Below are 22,198 nucleotides of genomic sequence, written 5' to 3'. Positions count from 1 at the left end.
CCTAATTTTCTAATTTGGTATACAATTCTAACTATACGAACGATATGTTGGTAGAATGTTAAGGGGGATGAAATTTGAAGTATCCATTAGTTCGAAAGCATTTAATTATGGTACCTTTTGGTCAGAAACTTTCAATAGGAACAACTCCAAATACAGCTATTGAGATAGAAGATCCTGATAGATTAATATATTCAGTTCTTTCTAAATGTAATGGAGAAACTACAGTTGAGGAAATACATAATAATATAATAGAGGATTTTCCAAGTATATCAATTGATGATGTAAAGGATATTATTAAACAAGTTGCAGATATGCCATATATAATGGAGGATGCTGAACTTGCAAATCATTCAAATCTTAATGAATATTATCGGGAAAGGCATAGTAGAAATATTAACTTCTTGTCAAACTTTGACCCTAAGGGAACTCAAAAATATGAGTATATGGAGAAGATAATTAATACAACGGTTATATTAATTGGGTTAGGTGGTGTAGGTTCTTCGATACTGTATAACTTAGCTTCACTGGGAGTAAAGAAAGTTATTGGTATTGATTACGACACTGTAGATTTATCTAACTTAAATCGTCAAATCTTATATAGAGAAAAACATATTGGAATGAACAAAACCGATGCTGCTTCTGAAACAATTAGAGAATTTAACTCTGATGTAGAATTTATACCGGAATATAGAAAATTAAGTGGCTATGAAGATATATTAAACATAATAAAAACGCATAACGCAGACTTTGTTATCTGTGCTGCAGACAAGCCGCCTTTATGGATTTACCGTTGGACTAACCAAGCTTGTTTAGAAACAAACACTCCTTGGATATATGGTGGTAATAGTGAAACAACTTCATACTTCCAAACAATAATCCCATTTGAATCTGCTTGTTACCAATGTAAAGAAAAATACATATATGCGAATTTTCCAGAAGCAGTTGAAAAATATGAATCTATATTGGAAGGTGGTTATGATGCACAGAACAATTGTCTAACTGCATCATCAAATGTTCTAGGTTCCTTCGTTATTTTTGACTTTATTAGAACAAGGACAGGTATTGAAAAGCCCCTTTCAATAAATAAGTTAACTTATTTTGACTATAAGACATACAAAATAGATAGCGAAAGTGTTCCTATAATGGAGACTTGTAGTTGTCATGATATGCCCTTGAAAGGGGGTGAAACCAATGAAAATCACTATCAAAGTACTAAATGACGTAGAATTAACAAAACGCGGTGGACGAAATACTTTAAATCCTGAATCTTAATTAGCAAGCTCAAAGAGTTAGACTATTGAACTGCCATTCAATAGTCTACTCTTATATTTAAGGGGGAAGTGTATTGTTAACACTAAATAAAAATATTATTTCTCTAAAAACCGAAAATCATAACTATCATTTAAAAAATATTATAACAGGACAAGGCATAGAAATAAATCAGGAAACGTTAGAATTTATCCGACAGTTCGAGTTAGGATTAACTCTTGAAGATATAGAAAGTAAGTTTGGATTAGAAAAAGAAGAAATCGAACCAATAGTTAGTACTTTGATTAGATTAGGTATTCTTAATAGTGATAGTGATACTAACCAAAATGAAATAATTAATGATACATTTTTCGAGAAGAAAGGTTCAAATTTTTCATTTTTTGATAGTGCAAATGAACCAATTAATGAATCCCAAATTGGATTACTTGGAATTTCATATGATGGAGCAGTAACAGGTATCTCAGGAACTAAACTAGCACCAAATAAAATTAGACAGTATACATCTGGATACACATCTACCATTACTAATATAGATGAGGTTGACAAGACCTATACCTTGACTTCTTCCATTTATAACAAAAGTTTAGTTTTTGATGCGGGAAACATCCTATATGTACCCGGTGAATCATCATATAGTCTACATAATAGAGTAAAAAATGCATACAGTTTTCTAAAAAATACATATAATAATATTTTTTTTGCTATAGGAGGAGATCATTCTATTACAGCTCCAATCCTAGAATCATTTGATACAAAAGAAGTAACATTAGTTAAGATAGATGCACACTATGATGCAGTAATTCCCTACAAAAACCAACCTGTAAATCATAATAATTTTATAAGTAAAGTGCGGGATCAACCAAACATTAAACAAATTATTCATTTAGGAGTAAGAGAATCATTAACGCCCTCAATGGAATTATTAAATGATAAAGTAATTACCGCAGAAGAGATCATACAAAATCAATGGGTTGATAAACTACAACAGTATTTAGATGTAAACGATAATGTTTATATTTCAATTGATGTTGATGTTTTAGACCCTTCTGTCGTACAAGGTACAGGCTATCTACTGCCGTTCGGGTTAAAATTGGAACAACTAAATGATTTAATCGGATATTTTAATCAGTTCTCTATTATAGGGCTAGATATAGTAGAATTTAACCCTTTGTTAGATAAAAATAATCAAACTTTATACGCCATACTAAATATTATTGAGAATACAATAAGACAACTTATAAAAAAGGAGGCTTATCAATGAAAGCACTACTTGTATTAGATATGCAGAATGGGATGTTGGAACGCAAGGATTTTAGTGAAGTGAAAGAAAAAATTAGAGGAATTGTAAGTGAGTTTAAGAAGTCAAACAATTTGGTGATATTTACTAAACATATTGATTCAGATCCAAATAGCATAATAGCTGATAATACTGAAAAGGGAGAAATTGAAAAGGAGTTTGTACATTTCGCTGATTTTATATTAAATAAAATAACAGGCAGTGCATTTTATAACACTGAATTAGATGCAATTTTAAAAGAAAGAAATATTGACCATCTATATATAACAGGATTTAATACTGAATACTGTTGTTTGTTCACTGCTATAAGTGCTTTTGATAGAGGTTATAAAGTTACATTTATTGAGGATGCTACTGGAACTGTCAATGATGAAAATACATACGAAATGAAAGGATTAGATATAAACGACTTTATTGGGTGTGTATTAGATTGGTCAGGGTCTGTCGAGGTTTTATACTATGAGGAGTTTTTAGAGCAGAATGTCAAATGCTAACGAAAACATTATCTCTTTGCTTGATAATGAGGAAGACATAAGCTGTCAGTTTTTTGAAGACTTAGTAATATTTGATGAAGGAGAAGATGAAATTTATATTGGCAGAACATTGATAAATCGCTTTATTTTAGTTCCAAAAATAGCTGGATATATAATTAATGAATTAAGAAACGGAAAGACATTAAGCGAAGTCAAAACTGATTTGAATAGTAAAGATATAGAAGTTGATTTAGAAGACTTTATATTGAGTCTTCTAAGCATTAATTTTGTAAAAAAAGTAGGAGAACATGTAATACCGTCTGAAGAGCAAGAAAAGAAGAACGGAATCACATTTGAATTTGTGAAGCAAAAGCACGTTAAATGGATATTTTCTATACCTGCTGCTATCGCCTACTTTATTTTTGTTTCTATTGCACTTTTTTTATTACTTAGTGGAAAGACTGGCTCAATTATCCCTTCTTATGATGAGGCGTTTTGGCACTCGTCATTATTAGTAGTAGTATTAAGTTTAATAGTTTTGGATATAGTTTTTAATTCTTTCCACGAATTGTTCCACTTTTTCTCTACAAGAGCAATTAGTGGTGGTTTAGGCTTTATGTCATTAGGGAGAAGATTAACCCATCTTGTTTTTCAGACAAAAATTGAAAATATTTGGGTTATACCAAGAAAAAAGAGATATATTATCTACCTATCTGGAATGCTATTCGATATATTCCTCATTTGCATATTTACTTATATCGCATTTTTTCAATTCGAAACACAAGGATTACTATATCATTTTTCAAGGTTTGTAATACTCTTATTACTAATTGGATTGGTATTTGAATTCAGATTTTATATGAAAACGGATCTATACTACCTAATCAGTGACTACTTAAAGTATCCAACTTTGTTCGAAGAATCATATGATCTATTTAAAAGCCTAATTAAATCTAGAAGTACTAAAGGAAAATATCCTAAAAAGGTTTGGATTTATGGAACATTTATGGTTTTAGGAAGTATCATTGATATCTTGATTACTTTCAATTATATTATCCCTGTGGTCGTATCAGTATTTACAAATATAAAATCATCCTTTGAATCTGGAACTACGGGAGAAATAATTTCAAATGTTTTGACTATAACATTGATTATTGTTGAAACTGCCTTAGTAATATATTTCTTTGTTAGGGATAAGTATTCGAAGCAAGAGAAAAGCTTCTCTGTTTCAAACTAAATTGTTCATACAAAGATGTATACATTTCAGTTGGTAGGCAAAGTGATATTATCCATCAAGGATTGGAATTGACTTTGTTGAATAAATACAATGAATTTAAAATAAATAAAATTAAAGCTGATAGGCGATTTCCTCCTATCAGCTTTTTTGTACTAGATTCTACGATAATAACTAAACATAATCACTTAGGTAGTCCATGTAATAAATATGCTTATCGTCTTCTACATGAATTTTTCTGTATAACATTGTTTGTGTGCTATTAATAAAATTCCCATTTGTAAATTCTTGTTTAGCTCTATCAGTTTGTTTTGGTGAAGCAGCGACATTGTATGCAGGTAAGAGCAAACAAATGATTATACAAATAATGAGAGCTTTGCTATTTCGCACCCCATTCATCCCCTTTGAAAAAAGTTCAAAAAATCTCCCTTTTTAGGTGCCTGAAATACTGATCATTAAAGGCCGCACAAAGTTTCGTATGAATCTGAAGACTAAATCAAGAAAAAGACCTTGGAAAAAATCCGGATCCCTTACTACTTATAGGAAATTTTTAAAGTTATTTTAGCATAGATTTTGTAGGTGGGATACTGTATAGGATAAAGGAATTAGTGATTTTATTCAGAAATATATCATCAATATTCCTGATAAAATCAAAGTAATTGGAAGAGGCACGTAATAGTAAATCTGTGGGCAGTATCTACCTTAAAGTGATCATAGAAATAAAAAATTGAAAGCTTTGTAAAAAGACAAATCAAGCGGTTATTATTCTAGCATAAAGCAAGCCAAGTTTCCTTCATTGTATTCAACGTTCTCTTTTGGTGCTGTTTTATGTGATTTACTATTGTTTTTGACTGTAAATTAGGGCTAACCTAGAGCATTCTTCTTTAGCATATGATCATTTCTTATAGTTCCATTGTATACAATTATTTCTGACTATAATGATATTTGTAAAACAAGAGAGGCAGTTATATTATGGAATAAAAGAAATACTAGTCTTTCTAACAAACTTCGAAGAATCCCTTGTTACACAATGTCACATCATTAAAGAAGACTGCCTGAAAAAATCAAGCAATCCTCTAGTTTATTATTTCTTTAACACTTCTTTTTCAGACTCACTAATTATAACTTGGCTTGCTCTCTTGCTGCTTATTCAATTTAGGCTAATGCCCAATTAGTGACTTATAGATGTTTCACTTGTAGAACCGAACAGGAAGCCTGATACAATTGAGCGGAGGGGTACGAGTTCCACTAATATCCCCATTCCCGTGATAAATCCTATGAGCAAATGAATAAACTAGAAATATTACATAGCACAATAATCGCAAGAAGTAACTTCCATCAAATACCCAAAAACGTAAATATTTATGATATGATTAATAGGTAAAATTACACAAAAGGGAGCAAGGGTCAATGAAAAAATTCTATGCAATATTTACGATTATGCTTCTGCTATTTGTAGCGGCTTGTTCAAACGGAGAACATGCGGGAAGCTCAGAGTCTTCTGGAGGGGCTACAAAGTCAGAAGATAGCGGGAAAAAAGAGGAATCAAAGGAAGAACCTAAGCTAGAGGTTGTAGATTCTACAGCTAGTTCATGGAAAAACTCCATCGATACAGTATGGGTTCACTCTGCTGCAGTCTATAAAAATACAGGAAACACACCTGTAGACATTGGAGAAACACAGATAACTTATAAAGGACAGGATGATAGCGTGTTAGGTACTTCAACAATGATCTATTCTGTACCTGAAGTTGTGCAACCAGGTGAAACGGCATTTATTGTGGATTCAACAACTTTGGATGGACAAGCGGATCCAGCTATATTTAAAGAGTCAAGTTACAATTATGGTTTTGACGAAACAGACAAAAGTAGCAACCTTTTAGAAACTAGTGGGGTTAAAGGGATTGCAGGGGATTCGTTTTCTCCTTACAAAGTAACCGGTCTTGTGAAGAATATAACTGATGCTAAACAAGATGACATTCGGATCGCTGCGGGGCTATTTGATGCAAACGGGAAACTGCTAGGCGTTTTAAAAGGTTCTGTTGATGTAGGCTTAAATGCTGGTGGAGAATCTGGTTTTGAATTAAGCTATCCAGATATTCCAGCGTCTATAGTTCCAAATATTGCTTCGGTTGAGGTAAAGGCGTTTGCGTGGAATTGGTAATATAAACTCAGGGAGCGGCTGTAGAGCCCTCCTTATTTAATTGAACATAATATAATTACTCGCTTTATCCATACACGTATAAGGTTACAATTGGGGAAGTGAGGATTCTTAAAGAAGAAATTAAATTGATACTACTTCTAACGTTTTCGCATTATTTTTATCATTTTGTAATTATACCCTATACAATAATATTAAAAGAGAAAGACAATCAGGAGAACCGTATTTTGTTTTCTTATCTAACATAAATACTTAGTAAACTAGAAAGAGGCTAACTATTATCTCACGATATCGCTTTGAATAGTAGAAAAAAAAGATATTTTAATACTCTATATTATTTTAAATAACTAAAAGAATCACACGAACAGTCCCTATATTTCACTTTTCGGACCATTAACTTCCATTTTTTGATTTACATTCTTATTAACCATAAGTTTAAACAGTCCTTCCAAATAAGTTCAATTAGAATTAACTTACCACCGTTATTATTCTTTCTTGCGTGTATCTGACCGATATGATCATTTTCCAAAAATGAAAGGAAAAACGATATGCTAATCTCTGCTGATCATAAAGCACTGCGTGTGTTTGTAATCTACCCATCATTTAAACGTACCATGCAAGATAGAACCCTAGTCCTGGCTTAAATCCCTTTACTGCATTATCCTTATTTGCATATGAACGTAATGATACAATAACATGAAAAATATCCTTAAAGCTATAATTGCCTTTCCCTTAAAAACTCCTTCTCATTAATAATTGATTTGACATAAACAAAGATCAAGAAAAGTCTATTTTTCACACGAAGTAATATTACCATTTCTATCCTATTTGGAAAACAAAAAATAGTGCAAATTAGCACAATAAAAAAAGTGTTTGGTATCTACTCCAAGTGTTTGGTATCTACTCCTTTTTGTTATTTTAATGCCCTCTTACTGAATTTCTTCACAAAACGCTATAATAATGAAGTTGTTTTATATGGCAGAATGAAGAAAGACGACCACCTAATAGTGACCGCCTCTCTATGTTTCATCTATTTAATAGTATCGTTGTACTATACAGCAAACCAATGTCTATTTTATCAACTTGTTTCAGGAAAACTCCCTATTGTTGAACAATTATTCGATACCTCACTTGTGATACTGTTCACCGGAACGGTTAAACAACAAAAAATGCTATCGATATAATTGCCCTTATAAATTGCTAAATTGACTAACTACTAATCCAGTTATTATTAAAACGCTCTCTAAATTCATCAATTACCTCTTCAAACCTTATAAATCCATTTTCTTTCATATGTTTTGCAAATTTTGTGCTTTTTTCAGTACCAACTACAGCTGACCAAAAATAGGCAATCATTCCCACAGCATTTCTTTCTTTTAACCTCATGATTGTATAGCGAATACCTTTTTTTAAAATTTCTGATGCATTGTTGGATTGAAGTAATGGATCAAAAACCTTTCTATTTAAAAACTCTAGAATTTCTTCTTCTTTGGTCATTACTACACCACCTCTTAACAAACTATATTATCTTGAAAAGAAACAACTACATATTCTTTAATACATCCCAATTATTTAAATGGTTAGTTACATCTACGGTATTTTCTCTTACCTCTTTTGCTTTTCCATCCTTAACAATGAAGTAAAGGTGAAGAATATTATTACTACTACTTGGTCGGTGATCATCATAATACATGCCTATCTCTTCTTGATTATATAAGAAGTAATTCCAATCCCCTTTCGAATCAACAAATGAAAGTAAACAATAATCAATAGGAGTCGCAATCACATCATCTAAACGAACTACATGCCATCCATGTTGACCGTGCCGTGAACGATGTTCCTTACTATGGTAAAATTTAATAAATGTTGGTTTTTTAGAACCAGATTTGGGAGATATTATTTTTATTCCACTCCCCTCTTTCCGGGAAGCCTTTTCCACTATATACTCAGGAAATTTTTCTTTAATTATATTAATCGCCATATCTCGAGCTTCTGACCGGGTTACTTCATCTTGTTCACCAACTTCATCATCTTCATCAAAATCAACTTCAAAATCAGTTTCTAAAATTGATACTTTTTCATTTAACAATGACACTTGCTCTTCCATAAATTGAATGCGATTCATTAACTCTAAGATAATTTTATCATAGTTCAAATTAAACACCCCTTTTTCATCTTAATTTTATCATAAACAATTACCCGTATTTTGTAAATGATAAAATTTGATAAAATAGATAAATTTAAGATAAAAAGGATAAAACGGCGAGGATAAGAGATGTAATTTGGAATAATACCATAAAGGGTGTAATATGTCCCATATAACTACTTGTAAGTTTAAATGCATTATGTCACCTGATCCTCTAAAAATGAAGACCTTATTGCTCAGTAAGAGCTACTACGTAATATAAAGTTGCTCCACTCTCTGACCCTTTTCTTGAAGAAAGACACTTTGCTTATTTTGAAGTGACCCCGAAAAGTTAGACATACTATTAAATTAAGCTGCTATGGAGGATTGAATTCGATACTGTACCTGACTCAATCCTCTTAATTTTCCTTTGATACGTTTGTGATTGTAATACTCGATATACAAGTTCAAGCTCATGCTTAAAGTGAACCGTACTCTCAAATTCTTGTATATATAATAGATCAGATTTTAATAGACCAAAAGTGTTCTCAATTACTGCATTATCTAAACAGTTGCCTTTACGGGACATGCCTCGGCTAACACCCTGTTGTTTTAAGGCGTAAAAGTATTGTTTCATTTGATAATGCCAACCTTGATCCGAATGTAAGACAGGGGCATCTCCTGCGGATAAGCAGTTAAAAGCTTTATCTAACATTTTCGAAACCAGTTCATATGTAGGACGGCTTTGAATATTAAAGGTAATAATTTCACCGTTAAATAAATCTAGTATAGGGGAAAGATATAACTTCTCACCAAATAAATGAAATTCAGTTACGTCCGTTACCCACTTTTCATTTGGTTTTGTCGCTACAAAATCACGTTTAAGAATGTTTGGCGCAATTTTACCTACTTTGCCTTTATAAGAACGGTATTTTTTCATGCGTACAAGCGATTTTAAACCTAATTCCTTCATAAGGCCGTTGGACGGTTTTATGATTAATCAGGAATCCTTAATTACATAATTCTTACGTTATTCGCCGATAACCATATCTTCCCTTATGGTCATGATAGATAGTAGTAGTCATCGATTTCATTTCTGTATATTTATCAGGTCGGTCAAAGCGACTTGTCCAGTAATAATATGTACTACGCTTGATGGCGGCTAATTTTATTAACTCTTTTACGCTAAATTGATTTCTTTGTTAATAGACTACTTTTGCCTTGTCTTTCGTTGTAATGTTTCCTTTTCTTGAAATAAGGCATTCTCCATACGTAAACGTTCATTCTCTACTTGTAATGCCTCTAAGGAACCCTCTTCGAAGATTTGATTCTTAGCTTTTTTTGGGTTGTTTATCTTCAAAAGTATAACGTGTATAGCTCTTTTAAAAGATTCTGGTCCGTGGAAATGATATTAGTCGTTGGTCTGGATATTCTAAAGGAGAAAGTCAGGTCCAAACCTTTTTGGATAAAGTCAGCCCTATCGTAAGAGCTTTAGTATTAAACATACTCTAGATCGTTTAGGAGGTTTATTAGAATTTCTAAAAGAGATTGAGAGACTGGCTGATGGAAAGCAACCTACGGTTATTTTAGAATCTACAGTCCAGTACCCTATCCCTGTCATTCCATTTTGGGAGGAACAACAGTATGTCTATATTATTGTCAACTCACTTGTCTCTCATCGAGCTAGAAGTACAAATTTACGAAAGGTAAAGACAAGTGCCATCGATGCCTAACATCTATGTGAATTGTATTAAAAGGAAGAGTTAGAAACATACAAAAAAAGAGGAATTCAACTCTTAAATCTTCGTAATCTCACGAGACAACAAGAAACGATTTCAAGCACAGCTGCACAAACGAAATTACAGCTACAATCGATTTTAGATTAGATATTTCCTGAATATAGAGGCGTCTTTGGGAATCTATATTCAAAAATCTCTCTACAGATTCTATCACTCTTTCCGACTTCTGAAGTGTTCTAAGTGTCGGTGAATGTGATCTTACTAATAAAAATCGCAGAATTATGTACAACTCGTTCAGAAAAATGGGCAAAGGAAAAAGCTCATAAATTGAGAGAAGCTGCATTACGTAATCCGTTTCAAAACAACTTGTACCAGAGCCATATCTTTAACCTATAAATGTTTATCAACTTTGTTCTTCAATATCAAGAGTATCTATCAAAGTTAGCAGCTGAAATAGATGCCCTCGCGAAAGAAATTGAAGAATATGAGATTATCCAGTCTATCTTAGGTATTAGAGAAAAGATTTCGGCAACAATCATCTCAGAAATTGGAGAGATAGATCGGTTTAACCATTCTAAAAAGCTAGTGGTATTCGACGGGAGAGATCCTAGCATTTACTCTTCTGGTAGGTATACTGCTTCCATTTATCGCATAACCAAAAGAGGTTCTAGCAAACTAAAGCAAGCTTTGTTCCTGGCTGTACAATGCGGTGTAAGAGATGCACGTAAGAAAAAAACAAGTGATGATTATCGCTAGAAATAAATGATTAAGAGAATTCTACGATAAAAAACGAGAAGAAGGAAAACCTTTTAGAGTAGCCATAATTGCCTGTTCAAATAAGCTTTTACATTGGATTTATGCATTATTAAAAAGGAAAATGACCTTCCAAAATGCAGCTTAAAAATCAAATCTAAGTATATAAAAAAATACCTTCCAATTATATAAAGGAAGGCTTATTTCTTGTACCCTTTTTTTAGTATATCATGTCCGTTTTATATTTTTTATTGAAAAATCTTGACAAACTATTAGCTGGTTTTGTGGAATAAAGTGACTCATATCTAGTCAGCACTGTAACTGTTAATTTTCTGTTACAAAAAAATAAAGGCTCTGTGGTGATGAATATCTCCACAGAGCCTTTCCTAAATGCCTTTCGACATTATTCTTGTTATAACAGACACTAATATTAGTTAAGTGTTAAAGTTGGAGCAGCTGCACCATTAGCAGTTTTGTCTGTTAATGTGATTACACCAGTTCCATCTACTGCTGTTGCGAAACGAGTTTCTGTTCCAGCAGTGATTGCAGCAGTAATTGCAGTAGCTAAATTAGCTTGTGTAACTTAGTCTTCTACATCAAGTAGATAATCATAAAACTCTTCATGTAAAGCACCATTTGTTTTCAATGACTTATTGTTCTTATCAATTACTAAATCAACTGTATATTTGTCTGCTAAGTCATCTCCACCATCTACCATCACTAATATAGAGTGAATAGCACCTTTAATCAGCTCATTTAATACTCTCTCATATGCTTCTTTTTCTTCATCTTTTTTTAATAAATGTTGTAATTTTTGATACTCTTCTTCATAATCAGACCAAATTAAGTCAGCATTTTCATCTAAACTTTCTAATGAAGTCTTCACCCAATAATCCTTAATAGATTTTAATTGCCTAAACAATTGCTTTTTTTCTTCCACTACAACCCCTCCTAGTTATTGTGCCAATACTTTCCGAATTTACTCTCAATAGTATTTGCAAAATCTATTATATCCTGTGAAGTAGGTGTTCTCCCTAGCTTCTTATCCCATTTACTCCATTCATTTGTTATTTTTGAATGTATTTTTGGGTCTATACCTTTTAAATATTGTACTTCATGAATATTAATTCCTGCATTTTTCATTATTCTTTCGTATTTTTGTGGTAAAGTATGATGAACTTGCCAGCCTTTAGGTAAATCTGGAAATTGTTCTAAATACAACTTTCTGTAATTATTTTTAGTTGCATTGGTTATACCCTTAGCAACCTTTCCAGCTTTTCCAACAGCAACGCCAGGAATCATCCCCAGTGAAGAATAAAAACGCTGTTTATTGCTTAGTGAGCTATCTGTCAAAAGATCGTGACCCATAGAAGCTTCATAAGCACCCTTTATGAATCCAATACCTGGAATAAAGGTTAACCAGTTCGACCAATCTTCAAGATCATTATGGATATCCCATAAACTATCATCAAATTCAATAGGACTCATGCCACTCGGGTCATAAAGATTTATAGGATCGTTATAGGAGTAAATATAAGGATTGAGCGAAATAGGATTATCTCTTTCCCCTTTATATGGGTCTTTTGAAACAAAGCGTCCTGTTTCAGGATCATAGTGACGTACATTAAGGTAAAGTAGTCCAGTATCACGGTCTGTGATTGCACCAGTAAAACCAATCGGTTGCGATAGTTCCCCTTTTATAACCTTCATCTTCCCAAAAGGACTATATTCGTATTCTGCAGCAACCGCACCAGCTTCATCAATGACTTGGATAACACTGCCTTGCCCATCTTTTAATAAATAATAAGTTTTCTCACCTTGTTCCATGATTGTATTATTTATAAATTTGGAGGTTGTGTTCCCGTTTTCATCAATTACAGCTAGAAGTTGTGCATCATCACTTAGCTCATTATAAATATAAGTTTCAGTCTTTCCGTTAACTGTTTTTTGAACAAGACGCCCTAAACCATTATATTTATATGAAATATCGTGTTCAGGTGACGTATAACGAATAAGCTGACTTTCATTATTATATTGAAGGACATTGTCACCTTTTTTGACCACGTTACCATTTGAATCGTACTCCAGATTGATCTGTTCATTACCAGTGTTACTGTTAATTTTCAGTAGCTGACTGCCGTTATTATAATCATAGCTTAGAACACTGTTAACGGTTTTAAGTTCTTTTCGATTCCCTATTTCATCATATTGATACTCATTATTTGTTTTACCATTCTGAAACTTTATTAGCTGCTGTAACTCATCATATGAATAGAAAGTTTCTTTTTGTTCTTGGTCAACAGCTTTATTCCATTGGCCTAGATTATTATACTCATAGGCTCTAGAGAAAAGAGATTGGCTTGTTTTCTTATTTTCTATGGTTTTTATTTCAGACAGGTCATTGTAAGAATAGTTGGTTTCAACTCCATTTGGATAAATCTCTTTTTCAACTAATCCGTCTACACTTCGACTTAGTTTAACTTCTTTTCCATTCCAGTCTTTTATTGAAGTAACTAATCCTGACGCATCTCGTATATATTCCACTTTTGTTTGATCAGGGTATACTAGCTGTTTTACGTTCCCTTGCTCATCATATTCATAACCTACTGATATTTGATTAGGGTAAACAACTTTTGATATCTGATTTAATTTATTGTATTCATATACAGTTGTTCCAGATGCATCAGTCATTAACTTCAAATTGCCATTATCATCGTATTCATATTGAATTCTATCTTCAGATTCTGTTTTTGCTATTAACCTATTATTTTTATCATACTCATATTGTATTAGTAATTTTTCATTTCGCTTAACTGCTGTTTGATTACCAATAGCATCGTATTCATAGGTCGTTTTATTATTTAATGAATCAATTTCCTCAATTAATTGTCCTGCTTGATCATACACATATTGAGTTGTTTGGTTCTTAGCATTTGTTGTTTGAATTAGTTGGCCTAATAAATCATAAGAATAAATTGTCTTATTTCCTTGACCATCTACTACACCTACTAGTTGATTTATGTCATTATACTCATATTTAGTTATCTGACCATTAACATCAATAATATCAGTTAATTGACCAAGTATATCATATTGGTATTCTACTTTACGATTAAGCCTATTTGATTCAAGAATACGCTCGTTTCGTTCATTGTATTGAAAGGATAGTGTAGAATCTTCTTCAGTATTAACAGAAATTTTAGGAATAGGTGAGAATTCTTGTGACTCTTGGTCCGCTAATTTTACTGTTATTGCATCTGTTGTTTGTTCACCATTATTATCTGTTTTTACTTTTAATAATACAGCATTTCCTTCAAAATCTTCAGAAGATGTTAACTTTATTTTCTCTATTCCAGCTTCTAAAGAAACCCAATCACTGTTCGACTGATTTGTATTGTATATAGGCTGCCATGTTCCATCTTTATAGCCTAAAATCGTAACTAATCCTTTTGTGATTGTTGCATCAATATATAGGTCGCTAATTAATGTTTTCGATACTGTGGCTGATAGATTTTTTGCATCTGTTTCTGTTTCAAGATTTCCATTGGCATCATAAGTTTTCTTCTCTGCTCTATTTAGTGAATCTACCGATAACACCAATTGATTAAGCTCATTATATTGATTATAAATAGAATAACCATTTGGGTAAGTTGTTTTTACAAGATTTTGATTTCCATCGTAAGTATATACAGTTGTATGACCCTCTTCATCAGTTTTAGATTTGAGCTTATTATTCCAGTTATAGGTCATACTTGTTTGATTATTTTTTGCATCCGTTCTTGTAAGTATGTTTCCATTTCCATCGTAAGTATATTTTATTGAGGTTTCATCAGGTAATGATTCACTTACAAGGTTGTTTTCCTTATCGTATTCATATTTGGTAGTATTCCCTTTTGCATCTGTTACAGATAGTACTCTTCCTAATTGATCAAATGTTTTTTTAGTGGTCCGATTTAATGGATCCGTACTTTCTATTAGATTTCCAAAACTATCATAATTATAAATAGTTTTTTCTCCAAGCTCATTGGTTACTGATGTAACTTTTCCAGTCTCATTGTATTCATATATTTTAGTTATTGACTCTGTTGATTCGCTTTTCCTCTCGGTTTTTAATAGATTTCCTCGATTATCGTATGTGTAATAGGTTATTTGACCTTGAGGATTCTGTTCTTCGATAATCTGATTATTATCATTATACGTAAGGATGGTTTCAGCCTGTTGTTTACCAGGCATTATCTGTTTAGTAATATTTCCGTTTCTATCGTAAGAAAATAGTGTTGTATTGCCTTTATTATCAGATACCGATATTTTATTCATTTGATCATCATACTTGGATTCACTAACAAATCCTTTCGCATTGGTGACCTTTGTTACCCTGAAATACTCATTATATTCATATGTTGTTGTATTACCCTTCGGGTCTGTAACAGTATTTAATCTTTTCTCTGGGTTGTAAGTAAAAAGAGTAATATTTCCAGCACCATCAATTTGTTTAACAACACGGGACTTTTCATCATACGTATTATTAATAAATTGATTGCCGTTTTTATCCGTAACACTGGTTATTCCGTGTTCATCATAGGTATAAAGAGTACTGTTTCCATTTCTATCAACTGATTCTACTAACTGTTGCTTTTCATCATATTTAAATTGTACTATTTCTCCTGATGGATCTGTTACATGAGTAAGTTTTCCCTCATTATTATACTGTAGATGTATACTTCTCCCCGTGGTGTCATTAATATTAACAAGTTGATTATTATCATAAGTAAAGACTAACTCATTTTCATTTTTATCCTTCATGTTAATGAGCTTTCCATCACTACTATATGTTAGTATCATTTGGTTTTTAAATCTTAATTGGTATCCATCTTCTGTTTGAGCCAATTCTTCTGTAATACCAGGTACAGGTCGAAATTCTCCATTATAGTTTTTGAAAATAACTACTTTTCCATCTGGGTATTGTACACGGAGTGAGGAATCATCAGTTTTCTCTATAAAACTATTAAATGTGTGACTCCACCCTTTTCCTAGAGAAGTGGCTTCTTGACTAATTGAATTATAGTAACGACCAAACTCTAGTGGTATTCCAATACTAGGGATCGAAAAGTCAACTTTTTGATAAATGTAGTTCCCATTTGTAATGTTTACAGGATCAGATACATATTCTCCATTTGAAATATTTCCATAAGTTGAATCTACGATTTCTTTTTCTACAAAATCCTCGTGAATATTATCGTTAAAAGAATAATAATGACCCTATAGAGTTAGCCTCTGGGAGCTGCTATTAACTTTGATTGAAGAACCGAATGGAACATTTATATATCCTGATTTAGTTTTTTGCGTTCCTTCACTAACCACTTTACCGCTCTTTATAATTTCATAAGTAAAACTAGTGTCATTATCTTGAAAATTTAGCTTTTCGGTACCTACATTAGTGTTTTTAATAAGATAATTTTTATTTGGTGTGAGAACTCTTTGGTATAAAGAATTATGATTTACTTTTTCAAAACTAAATGAAGAATTTGCACCATAAACTAGCATTGTTTCTGGACTTAGGTTTGTTACTTCTGCAAATCCACCACTTGTTACATCTATATAACTAGATGTTGACTGTCTCTCAGCTGTTTCACCTGATTTATTTTTATAGTAAGTAGCTGAATGATGGGTTTGTGAACGTTTTTCTTTATATATATCATTTGTATGTTTACTACTTAAATTATTAAATCTATAGGTTTGCAAGGAGCCTACTTTTTCTTCAAATAGTGCCTTTTTTTCAGTATTTTCAGCTTCGAAAATACCATTATGCCCGTATAAAATGATATTGTGATCTGCTCTATTGCTAATGTGAGCATAACCACTACTTGGAATGTTTATACTGCTGAAAAGAGTACCTGAAACTTTATATTCTAACCGTGACACTGATCCGGAACTGTTATAACTAACATAATCATACCCATCATCTCTAGGTTTTAATGAATAGGAAGTTGTACTCTTTAACTTGATAATATTGTTTTCACCTGGTGATAATATCACCTTTGATAATGCAGGTAATGGATGATTTTCTATCTTAAGGGCTGAATATGGAGCATAAATAGTCAAAGGGCTTCCTGAACTATTAGTTAATATGGTATACCCACCATTTTTATTCACTAATGTAGAACTTCTTGAAGAATTTACCTCTATTTTATCTGGAGAACCATCTGAAAAATATGATGCGTATTCATATCCCTCGTTCTGAATATAAAGAGACCAGTATTCTGCATGAGCATTTGTCACTTTGACATTATCATTTGGTGCCATTTTTTTTATTTCCAGAGCTGGCGTATCACTTTTATTAACAGACACACTCTTTCTTTGAACGTTAATCTGTGCATTCTTTTGACCATAGTTAGTTATTACCATCATACGATTAGGTCTAAGAAATTCGGTTTTAGAAGAAGTATAGTAATTTCCACTTTTCACTTGACCATTTTCAAAATAAGCTATACCTGTATCACTACCAATAATATCTACATTTTTCGTCATTATACTATCTTGATTAACAATAGAATAACTCTCGTTTGGTGCAAGACTAATCTTATATACAATCTCTTGAGAATTTATAGAATAACTCCAGCTCTCTGGAATATTTATAGAAAGTAAGCCTTTATTTGCATGGAGTAATAGTTTTTTGTCTTCAGAGAGAACTAATAGTAAGCCAGATTCCAAATTATAATCTCCATCACTACTATTATTATGACTTGATTCAATTACAAAATCATAATTAATGTCACTGGCTCCAGCATTTGAGATAGACATGCCCATATCTTCTGTTCTTGAAGGAAGTATCTCAATTGTTTGTCCACTACTGACTAGAATACTTTTTGTTGGGGGATCATCACTAGTATCATTAGTCAATTGTTCATCCGCAGCAAATACAAGGGTATTTCCTTTCAAAAATAAGAAAAAGACGAGTACAGACAATAAACACAGTTTAATAGAATAGTATAAATAATTCACAAAAAACACCTCCTAATTTTTGACTACAATGTCATTTTAATGCAATTATTGTTAGTTTTACATAGCGTAACTTAAAACAGAACTTTAAACCCAGATGCAATATTTTGATAAATAAATGTAGAAAAATAGACATAGATGTAGATATATGGCACCTAGAAAATCATAAATTTACATCAATTCGCTAACCATAATTAGGTAAATGGGAATTAATACAAATATACATTCAGGTCTATTTATTTACAGTATCTACAATTCTTTTTGTGAATATTCAGGAAATTAGATCTATGCATTTTGCTTCGCAATTTATTTGTTTAAGTTCAAATTTAGTTTTTACAATGATCACTTTGTAAAAAGACAATAAAGTTATTTAATCAAAATAGTCAAATAAGAATAACCCCGTTCTAATTTAGGACGGGGTTAAAAATATAATTGTTTAATTTTTGAAGAAAGGTACTTCACTATACTAAAACATAATAATAAAGTCGTTTAAATATCAAAGGTTTATTCTACCATAGCGCCGGATTGTTGAATAACTGCTAGTTATACTGAACAAAGATGCAAACGAAAATAGGGATGATACTTTCAATCTAAAAATCATAATCGAAATACTGTTTAACAAAATCTGGCATAAGGTTACTATCATTTTCATCTCCAATATTATCTAAATCAAAATCATAAAAATATAAATATGCAATACTCTGTTTCTCATTAGATGTTCCAATCATACCAAATGATTTTAGAAACTCATTTCCTTCAACTACTTTAAAAGAGTAACTATTTATTGAAAATTTATATTCAGGGGTAATCAATTCATCTTTAGTAGTAGAAGTAATGTTTAAAAATGTATAGTTTTCTGCTATTTTTTCTTTTTCACCTTCATATGTTTTATCATCATATTTTACAATAAGTGCAATAGAGTTAGATTGAAACATTAAAACTGTTTTATTCGTATATCTATATTCGATATCCTCATATTCAGGTAAATAATCAAGAGTGGGCATCATTTCTTTTGCATGTAATCAATTTCAGTTCCAGTGTTAAGATAATTTTCTATATCCGAAGTTGTCTTGCTACAACCTGTCAAAGCAAATAAAAATGGAATTACTATCAAAATTTTTACAAATAACTTTTTCCCTTTCAGAATTCCCATTTTGCTCCACACTTTGGATTCTCTCCTACTTCAATATATAAATTACATCTTTAAATTAAACGGACTGTATCAATACAGCCCATCGCTGTTCGATTCTCGTGCCCTTTAATGGAATAACTACAATATGAATTCAAACTTGAAATCAATTAATACTTGTTTAACTAAGGCTACTTGTTCGTATAAGATTTATTTACTTTAATTTCATACAAAACATCTTTTATTGGGAGTTAAAAATCCTTAGAAGCTTATAAATAATCTATCTCAGTTTTTAAGTCTTCATTAGATATTTCAATGTCCTTAGAAATAGTTATTTTTAGTACTGGTTTTGGTTCAATAGAAGGATAATGCACTTGAACTCTAGTATAATTTTATCTTTTATGTAACTAAAAACAGCGCACTCACTCAGTGACATAGTACGCTCTTTCTCTAACTCTTGTTAATTTTTTTGAAAACTTGTTCTAAAGCGTTTCTATAGATGGATATTAACTGTAAATTAGTAAAAAGATGTTTCCGTCACAGTTTTCCTATTAGGAATGTGGTAAAATCGATCTGAAAATAATACGATAATAGGATTGATTATAAAATGCATTACCCTACCATAAAGTGTTTGAAAGATCAACGTGTTCATGCTGTAAAAAATAGATATTTATGTGCCTGTGGTACAGCAATNGTAATAGTTTTTTGTCTTCAGAGAGAACTAATAGTAAGCCAGATTCCAAATTATAATCTCCATCACTACTATTATTATGACTTGATTCAATTACAAAATCATAATTAATGTCACTGGCTCCAGCATTTGAGATAGACATGCCCATATCTTCTGTTCTTGAAGGAAGTATCTCAATTGTTTGTCCACTACTGACTAGAATACTTTTTGTTGGGGGATCATCACTAGTATCATTAGTCAATTGTTCATCCGCAGCAAATACAAGGGTATTTCCTTTCAAAAATAAGAAAAAGACGAGTACAGACAATAAACACAGTTTAATAGAATAGTATAAATAATTCACAAAAAACACCTCCTAATTTTTGACTACAATGTCATTTTAATGCAATTATTGTTAGTTTTACATAGCGTAACTTAAAACAGAACTTTAAACCCAGATGCAATATTTTGATAAATAAATGTAGAAAAATAGACATAGATGTAGATATATGGCACCTAGAAAATCATAAATTTACATCAATTCGCTAACCATAATTAGGTAAATGGGAATTAATACAAATATACATTCAGGTCTATTTATTTACAGTATCTACAATTCTTTTTGTGAATATTCAGGAAATTAGATCTATGCATTTTGCTTCGCAATTTATTTGTTTAAGTTCAAATTTAGTTTTTACAATGATCACTTTGTAAAAAGACAATAAAGTTATTTAATCAAAATAGTCAAATAAGAATAACCCCGTTCTAATTTAGGACGGGGTTAAAAATATAATTGTTTAATTTTTGAAGAAAGGTACTTCACTATACTAAAACATAATAATAAAGTCGTTTAAATATCAAAGGTTTATTCTACCATAGCGCCGGATTGTTGAATAACTGCTAGTTATACTGAACAAAGATGCAAACGAAAATAGGGATGATACTTTCAATCTAAAAATCATAATCGAAATACTGTTTAACAAAATCTGGCATAAGGTTACTATCATTTTCATCTCCAATATTATCTAAATCAAAATCATAAAAATATAAATATGCAATACTCTGTTTCTCATTAGATGTTCCAATCATACCAAATGATTTTAGAAACTCATTTCCTTCAACTACTTTAAAAGAGTAACTATTTATTGAAAATTTATATTCAGGGGTAATCAATTCATCTTTAGTAGTAGAAGTAATGTTTAAAAATGTATAGTTTTCTGCTATTTTTTCTTTTTCACCTTCATATGTTTTATCATCATATTTTACAATAAGTGCAATAGAGTTAGATTGAAACATTAAAACTGTTTTATTCGTATATCTATATTCGATATCCTCATATTCAGGTAAATAATCAAGAGTGGGCATCATTTCTTTTGCATGTAATCAATTTCAGTTCCAGTGTTAAGATAATTTTCTATATCCGAAGTTGTCTTGCTACAACCTGTCAAAGCAAATAAAAATGGAATTACTATCAAAATTTTTACAAATAACTTTTTCCCTTTCAGAATTCCCATTTTGCTCCACACTTTGGATTCTCTCCTACTTCAATATATAAATTACATCTTTAAATTAAACGGACTGTATCAATACAGCCCATCGCTGTTCGATTCTCGTGCCCTTTAATGGAATAACTACAATATGAATTCAAACTTGAAATCAATTAATACTTGTTTAACTAAGGCTACTTGTTCGTATAAGATTTATTTACTTTAATTTCATACAAAACATCTTTTATTGGGAGTTAAAAATCCTTAGAAGCTTATAAATAATCTATCTCAGTTTTTAAGTCTTCATTAGATATTTCAATGTCCTTAGAAATAGTTATTTTTAGTACTGGTTTTGGTTCAATAGAAGGATAATGCACTTGAACTCTAGTATAATTTTATCTTTTATGTAACTAAAAACAGCGCACTCACTCAGTGACATAGTACGCTCTTTCTCTAACTCTTGTTAATTTTTTTGAAAACTTGTTCTAAAGCGTTTCTATAGATGGATATTAACTGTAAATTAGTAAAAAGATGTTTCCGTCACAGTTTTCCTATTAGGAATGTGGTAAAATCGATCTGAAAATAATACGATAATAGGATTGATTATAAAATGCATTACCCTACCATAAAGTGTTTGAAAGATCAACGTGTTCATGCTGTAAAAAATAGATATTTATGTGCCTGTGGTACAGCAATAAATTGGGCCTCTCGTAAAGAAAAAAGGATTCTAAAACAAATTGTCTTTAGGAAAATAAATGAAATTAATTGTTTTGAATGCAAAGAGAGAATCAAAAAGTTATAGATAGAATACTTTCAATATTTTCGTATTAATCATGATTCTGTACCAGTATTCCTAGAAGCAA

At 31.4% G+C, this 22,198-nt stretch carries 12 protein-coding genes and 3 pseudogenes; 6 read left to right on the top strand and 9 right to left on the bottom strand.

From position 1 onward, the window contains the following. The first annotated feature begins 74 nt into the window (after window positions 1–74). The 5 genes from C1726_RS13795 (at window position 75) to C1726_RS13770 (ending at window position 6,436) form a co-directional block, all read left to right on the top strand. Entirely contained in the window at window positions 75–1,220 is a 1,146-nt protein-coding gene (locus C1726_RS13795; RefSeq protein WP_102273685.1) for a HesA/MoeB/ThiF family protein, read from the top strand. Window positions 1,221–1,345: 125 nt separating this feature from the next. Next, window positions 1,346–2,530, top strand: coding sequence for an arginase family protein (locus C1726_RS13790; RefSeq protein WP_102273684.1), 1,185 nt, complete (start codon window positions 1,346–1,348; stop codon window positions 2,528–2,530). After that, complete coding sequence (locus C1726_RS13785; RefSeq protein ID WP_102273683.1) at window positions 2,527–3,060, top strand: cysteine hydrolase family protein; 534 nt, start codon at window positions 2,527–2,529, stop codon at window positions 3,058–3,060. The genes C1726_RS13790 and C1726_RS13785 overlap by 4 nt, the downstream gene beginning before the upstream one ends. After that, the gene (locus C1726_RS13780) at window positions 3,047–4,276 is read left to right on the top strand and encodes a hypothetical protein (RefSeq protein ID WP_102273682.1); all 1,230 of its coding nucleotides are present in this window, start codon (window positions 3,047–3,049) and stop codon (window positions 4,274–4,276) included. The genes C1726_RS13785 and C1726_RS13780 overlap by 14 nt, the downstream gene beginning before the upstream one ends. A gap of 1,407 nt (window positions 4,277–5,683) precedes the next feature. Beyond that, complete coding sequence (locus C1726_RS13770; RefSeq protein WP_102273680.1) at window positions 5,684–6,436, top strand: FxLYD domain-containing protein; 753 nt, start codon at window positions 5,684–5,686, stop codon at window positions 6,434–6,436. A 1,206-nt stretch (window positions 6,437–7,642) separates the two neighbouring features. Here C1726_RS13770 and C1726_RS13765 read toward each other — a convergent pair. The 3 genes and pseudogenes from C1726_RS13765 to C1726_RS26595 all read right to left on the bottom strand — a co-directional run. After that, the gene (locus C1726_RS13765) at window positions 7,643–7,930 is read right to left on the bottom strand and encodes a hypothetical protein (RefSeq protein ID WP_102273679.1); all 288 of its coding nucleotides are present in this window, start codon (window positions 7,928–7,930) and stop codon (window positions 7,643–7,645) included. Between the two features lie 46 nt (window positions 7,931–7,976). Beyond that, complete coding sequence (locus tag C1726_RS13760; RefSeq protein WP_102273678.1) at window positions 7,977–8,588, bottom strand: hypothetical protein; 612 nt, start codon at window positions 8,586–8,588, stop codon at window positions 7,977–7,979. A 339-nt stretch (window positions 8,589–8,927) separates the two neighbouring features. Continuing rightward, window positions 8,928–9,900 (bottom strand): annotated as a pseudogene (locus tag C1726_RS26595) (IS3 family transposase); the annotation flags it as partial. Between the two features lie 63 nt (window positions 9,901–9,963). Between C1726_RS26595 and C1726_RS13750 the strand changes: the two are divergent. Continuing rightward, window positions 9,964–11,198: pseudogene (locus tag C1726_RS13750) on the top strand (IS110 family RNA-guided transposase). Window positions 11,199–11,633: 435 nt separating this feature from the next. On the opposite strand, the gene C1726_RS13745 reads toward C1726_RS13750, so the two are convergent. The 6 genes and pseudogenes from C1726_RS13745 to C1726_RS13720 form a co-directional block, all read right to left on the bottom strand. Beyond that, entirely contained in the window at window positions 11,634–11,990 is a 357-nt protein-coding gene (locus C1726_RS13745) for a histidine kinase (protein WP_102273676.1), read from the bottom strand. A gap of 11 nt (window positions 11,991–12,001) precedes the next feature. Then, entirely contained in the window at window positions 12,002–15,937 is a 3,936-nt protein-coding gene (locus C1726_RS13740; RefSeq protein WP_102273675.1) for an RHS repeat-associated core domain-containing protein, read from the bottom strand. A gap of 60 nt (window positions 15,938–15,997) precedes the next feature. Further along, a pseudogene (locus tag C1726_RS26950) lies at window positions 15,998–16,195 on the bottom strand (DUF6531 domain-containing protein); the annotation flags it as partial. Between the two features lie 114 nt (window positions 16,196–16,309). Next, a complete protein-coding gene (locus C1726_RS13735) occupies window positions 16,310–18,052 on the bottom strand; it encodes a hypothetical protein (RefSeq protein ID WP_102273674.1) in 1,743 nt (580 codons plus the stop codon). Between the two features lie 587 nt (window positions 18,053–18,639). Continuing rightward, on the bottom strand, window positions 18,640–19,056 hold the full coding sequence (locus C1726_RS13730; protein ID WP_216629068.1) for a hypothetical protein: 417 nt from the start codon (window positions 19,054–19,056) through the stop codon (window positions 18,640–18,642). A 1,743-nt stretch (window positions 19,057–20,799) separates the two neighbouring features. Next, a complete protein-coding gene (locus tag C1726_RS13720) occupies window positions 20,800–21,216 on the bottom strand; it encodes a hypothetical protein (protein WP_216629068.1) in 417 nt (138 codons plus the stop codon). Between the last annotated feature and the right edge of the window lie 982 nt (window positions 21,217–22,198).

Origin of the sequence: Cytobacillus massiliigabonensis (genome assembly GCF_900199725.1) — a bacterium.
In the GTDB taxonomy this organism is placed as follows: Bacteria; Bacillota; Bacilli; order Bacillales; family Cytobacillaceae; genus Cytobacillus; species Cytobacillus massiliigabonensis.
Note: the sequence above shows the minus strand (reverse complement) of the source record. Positions and strands in the feature narration are given on the sequence as shown.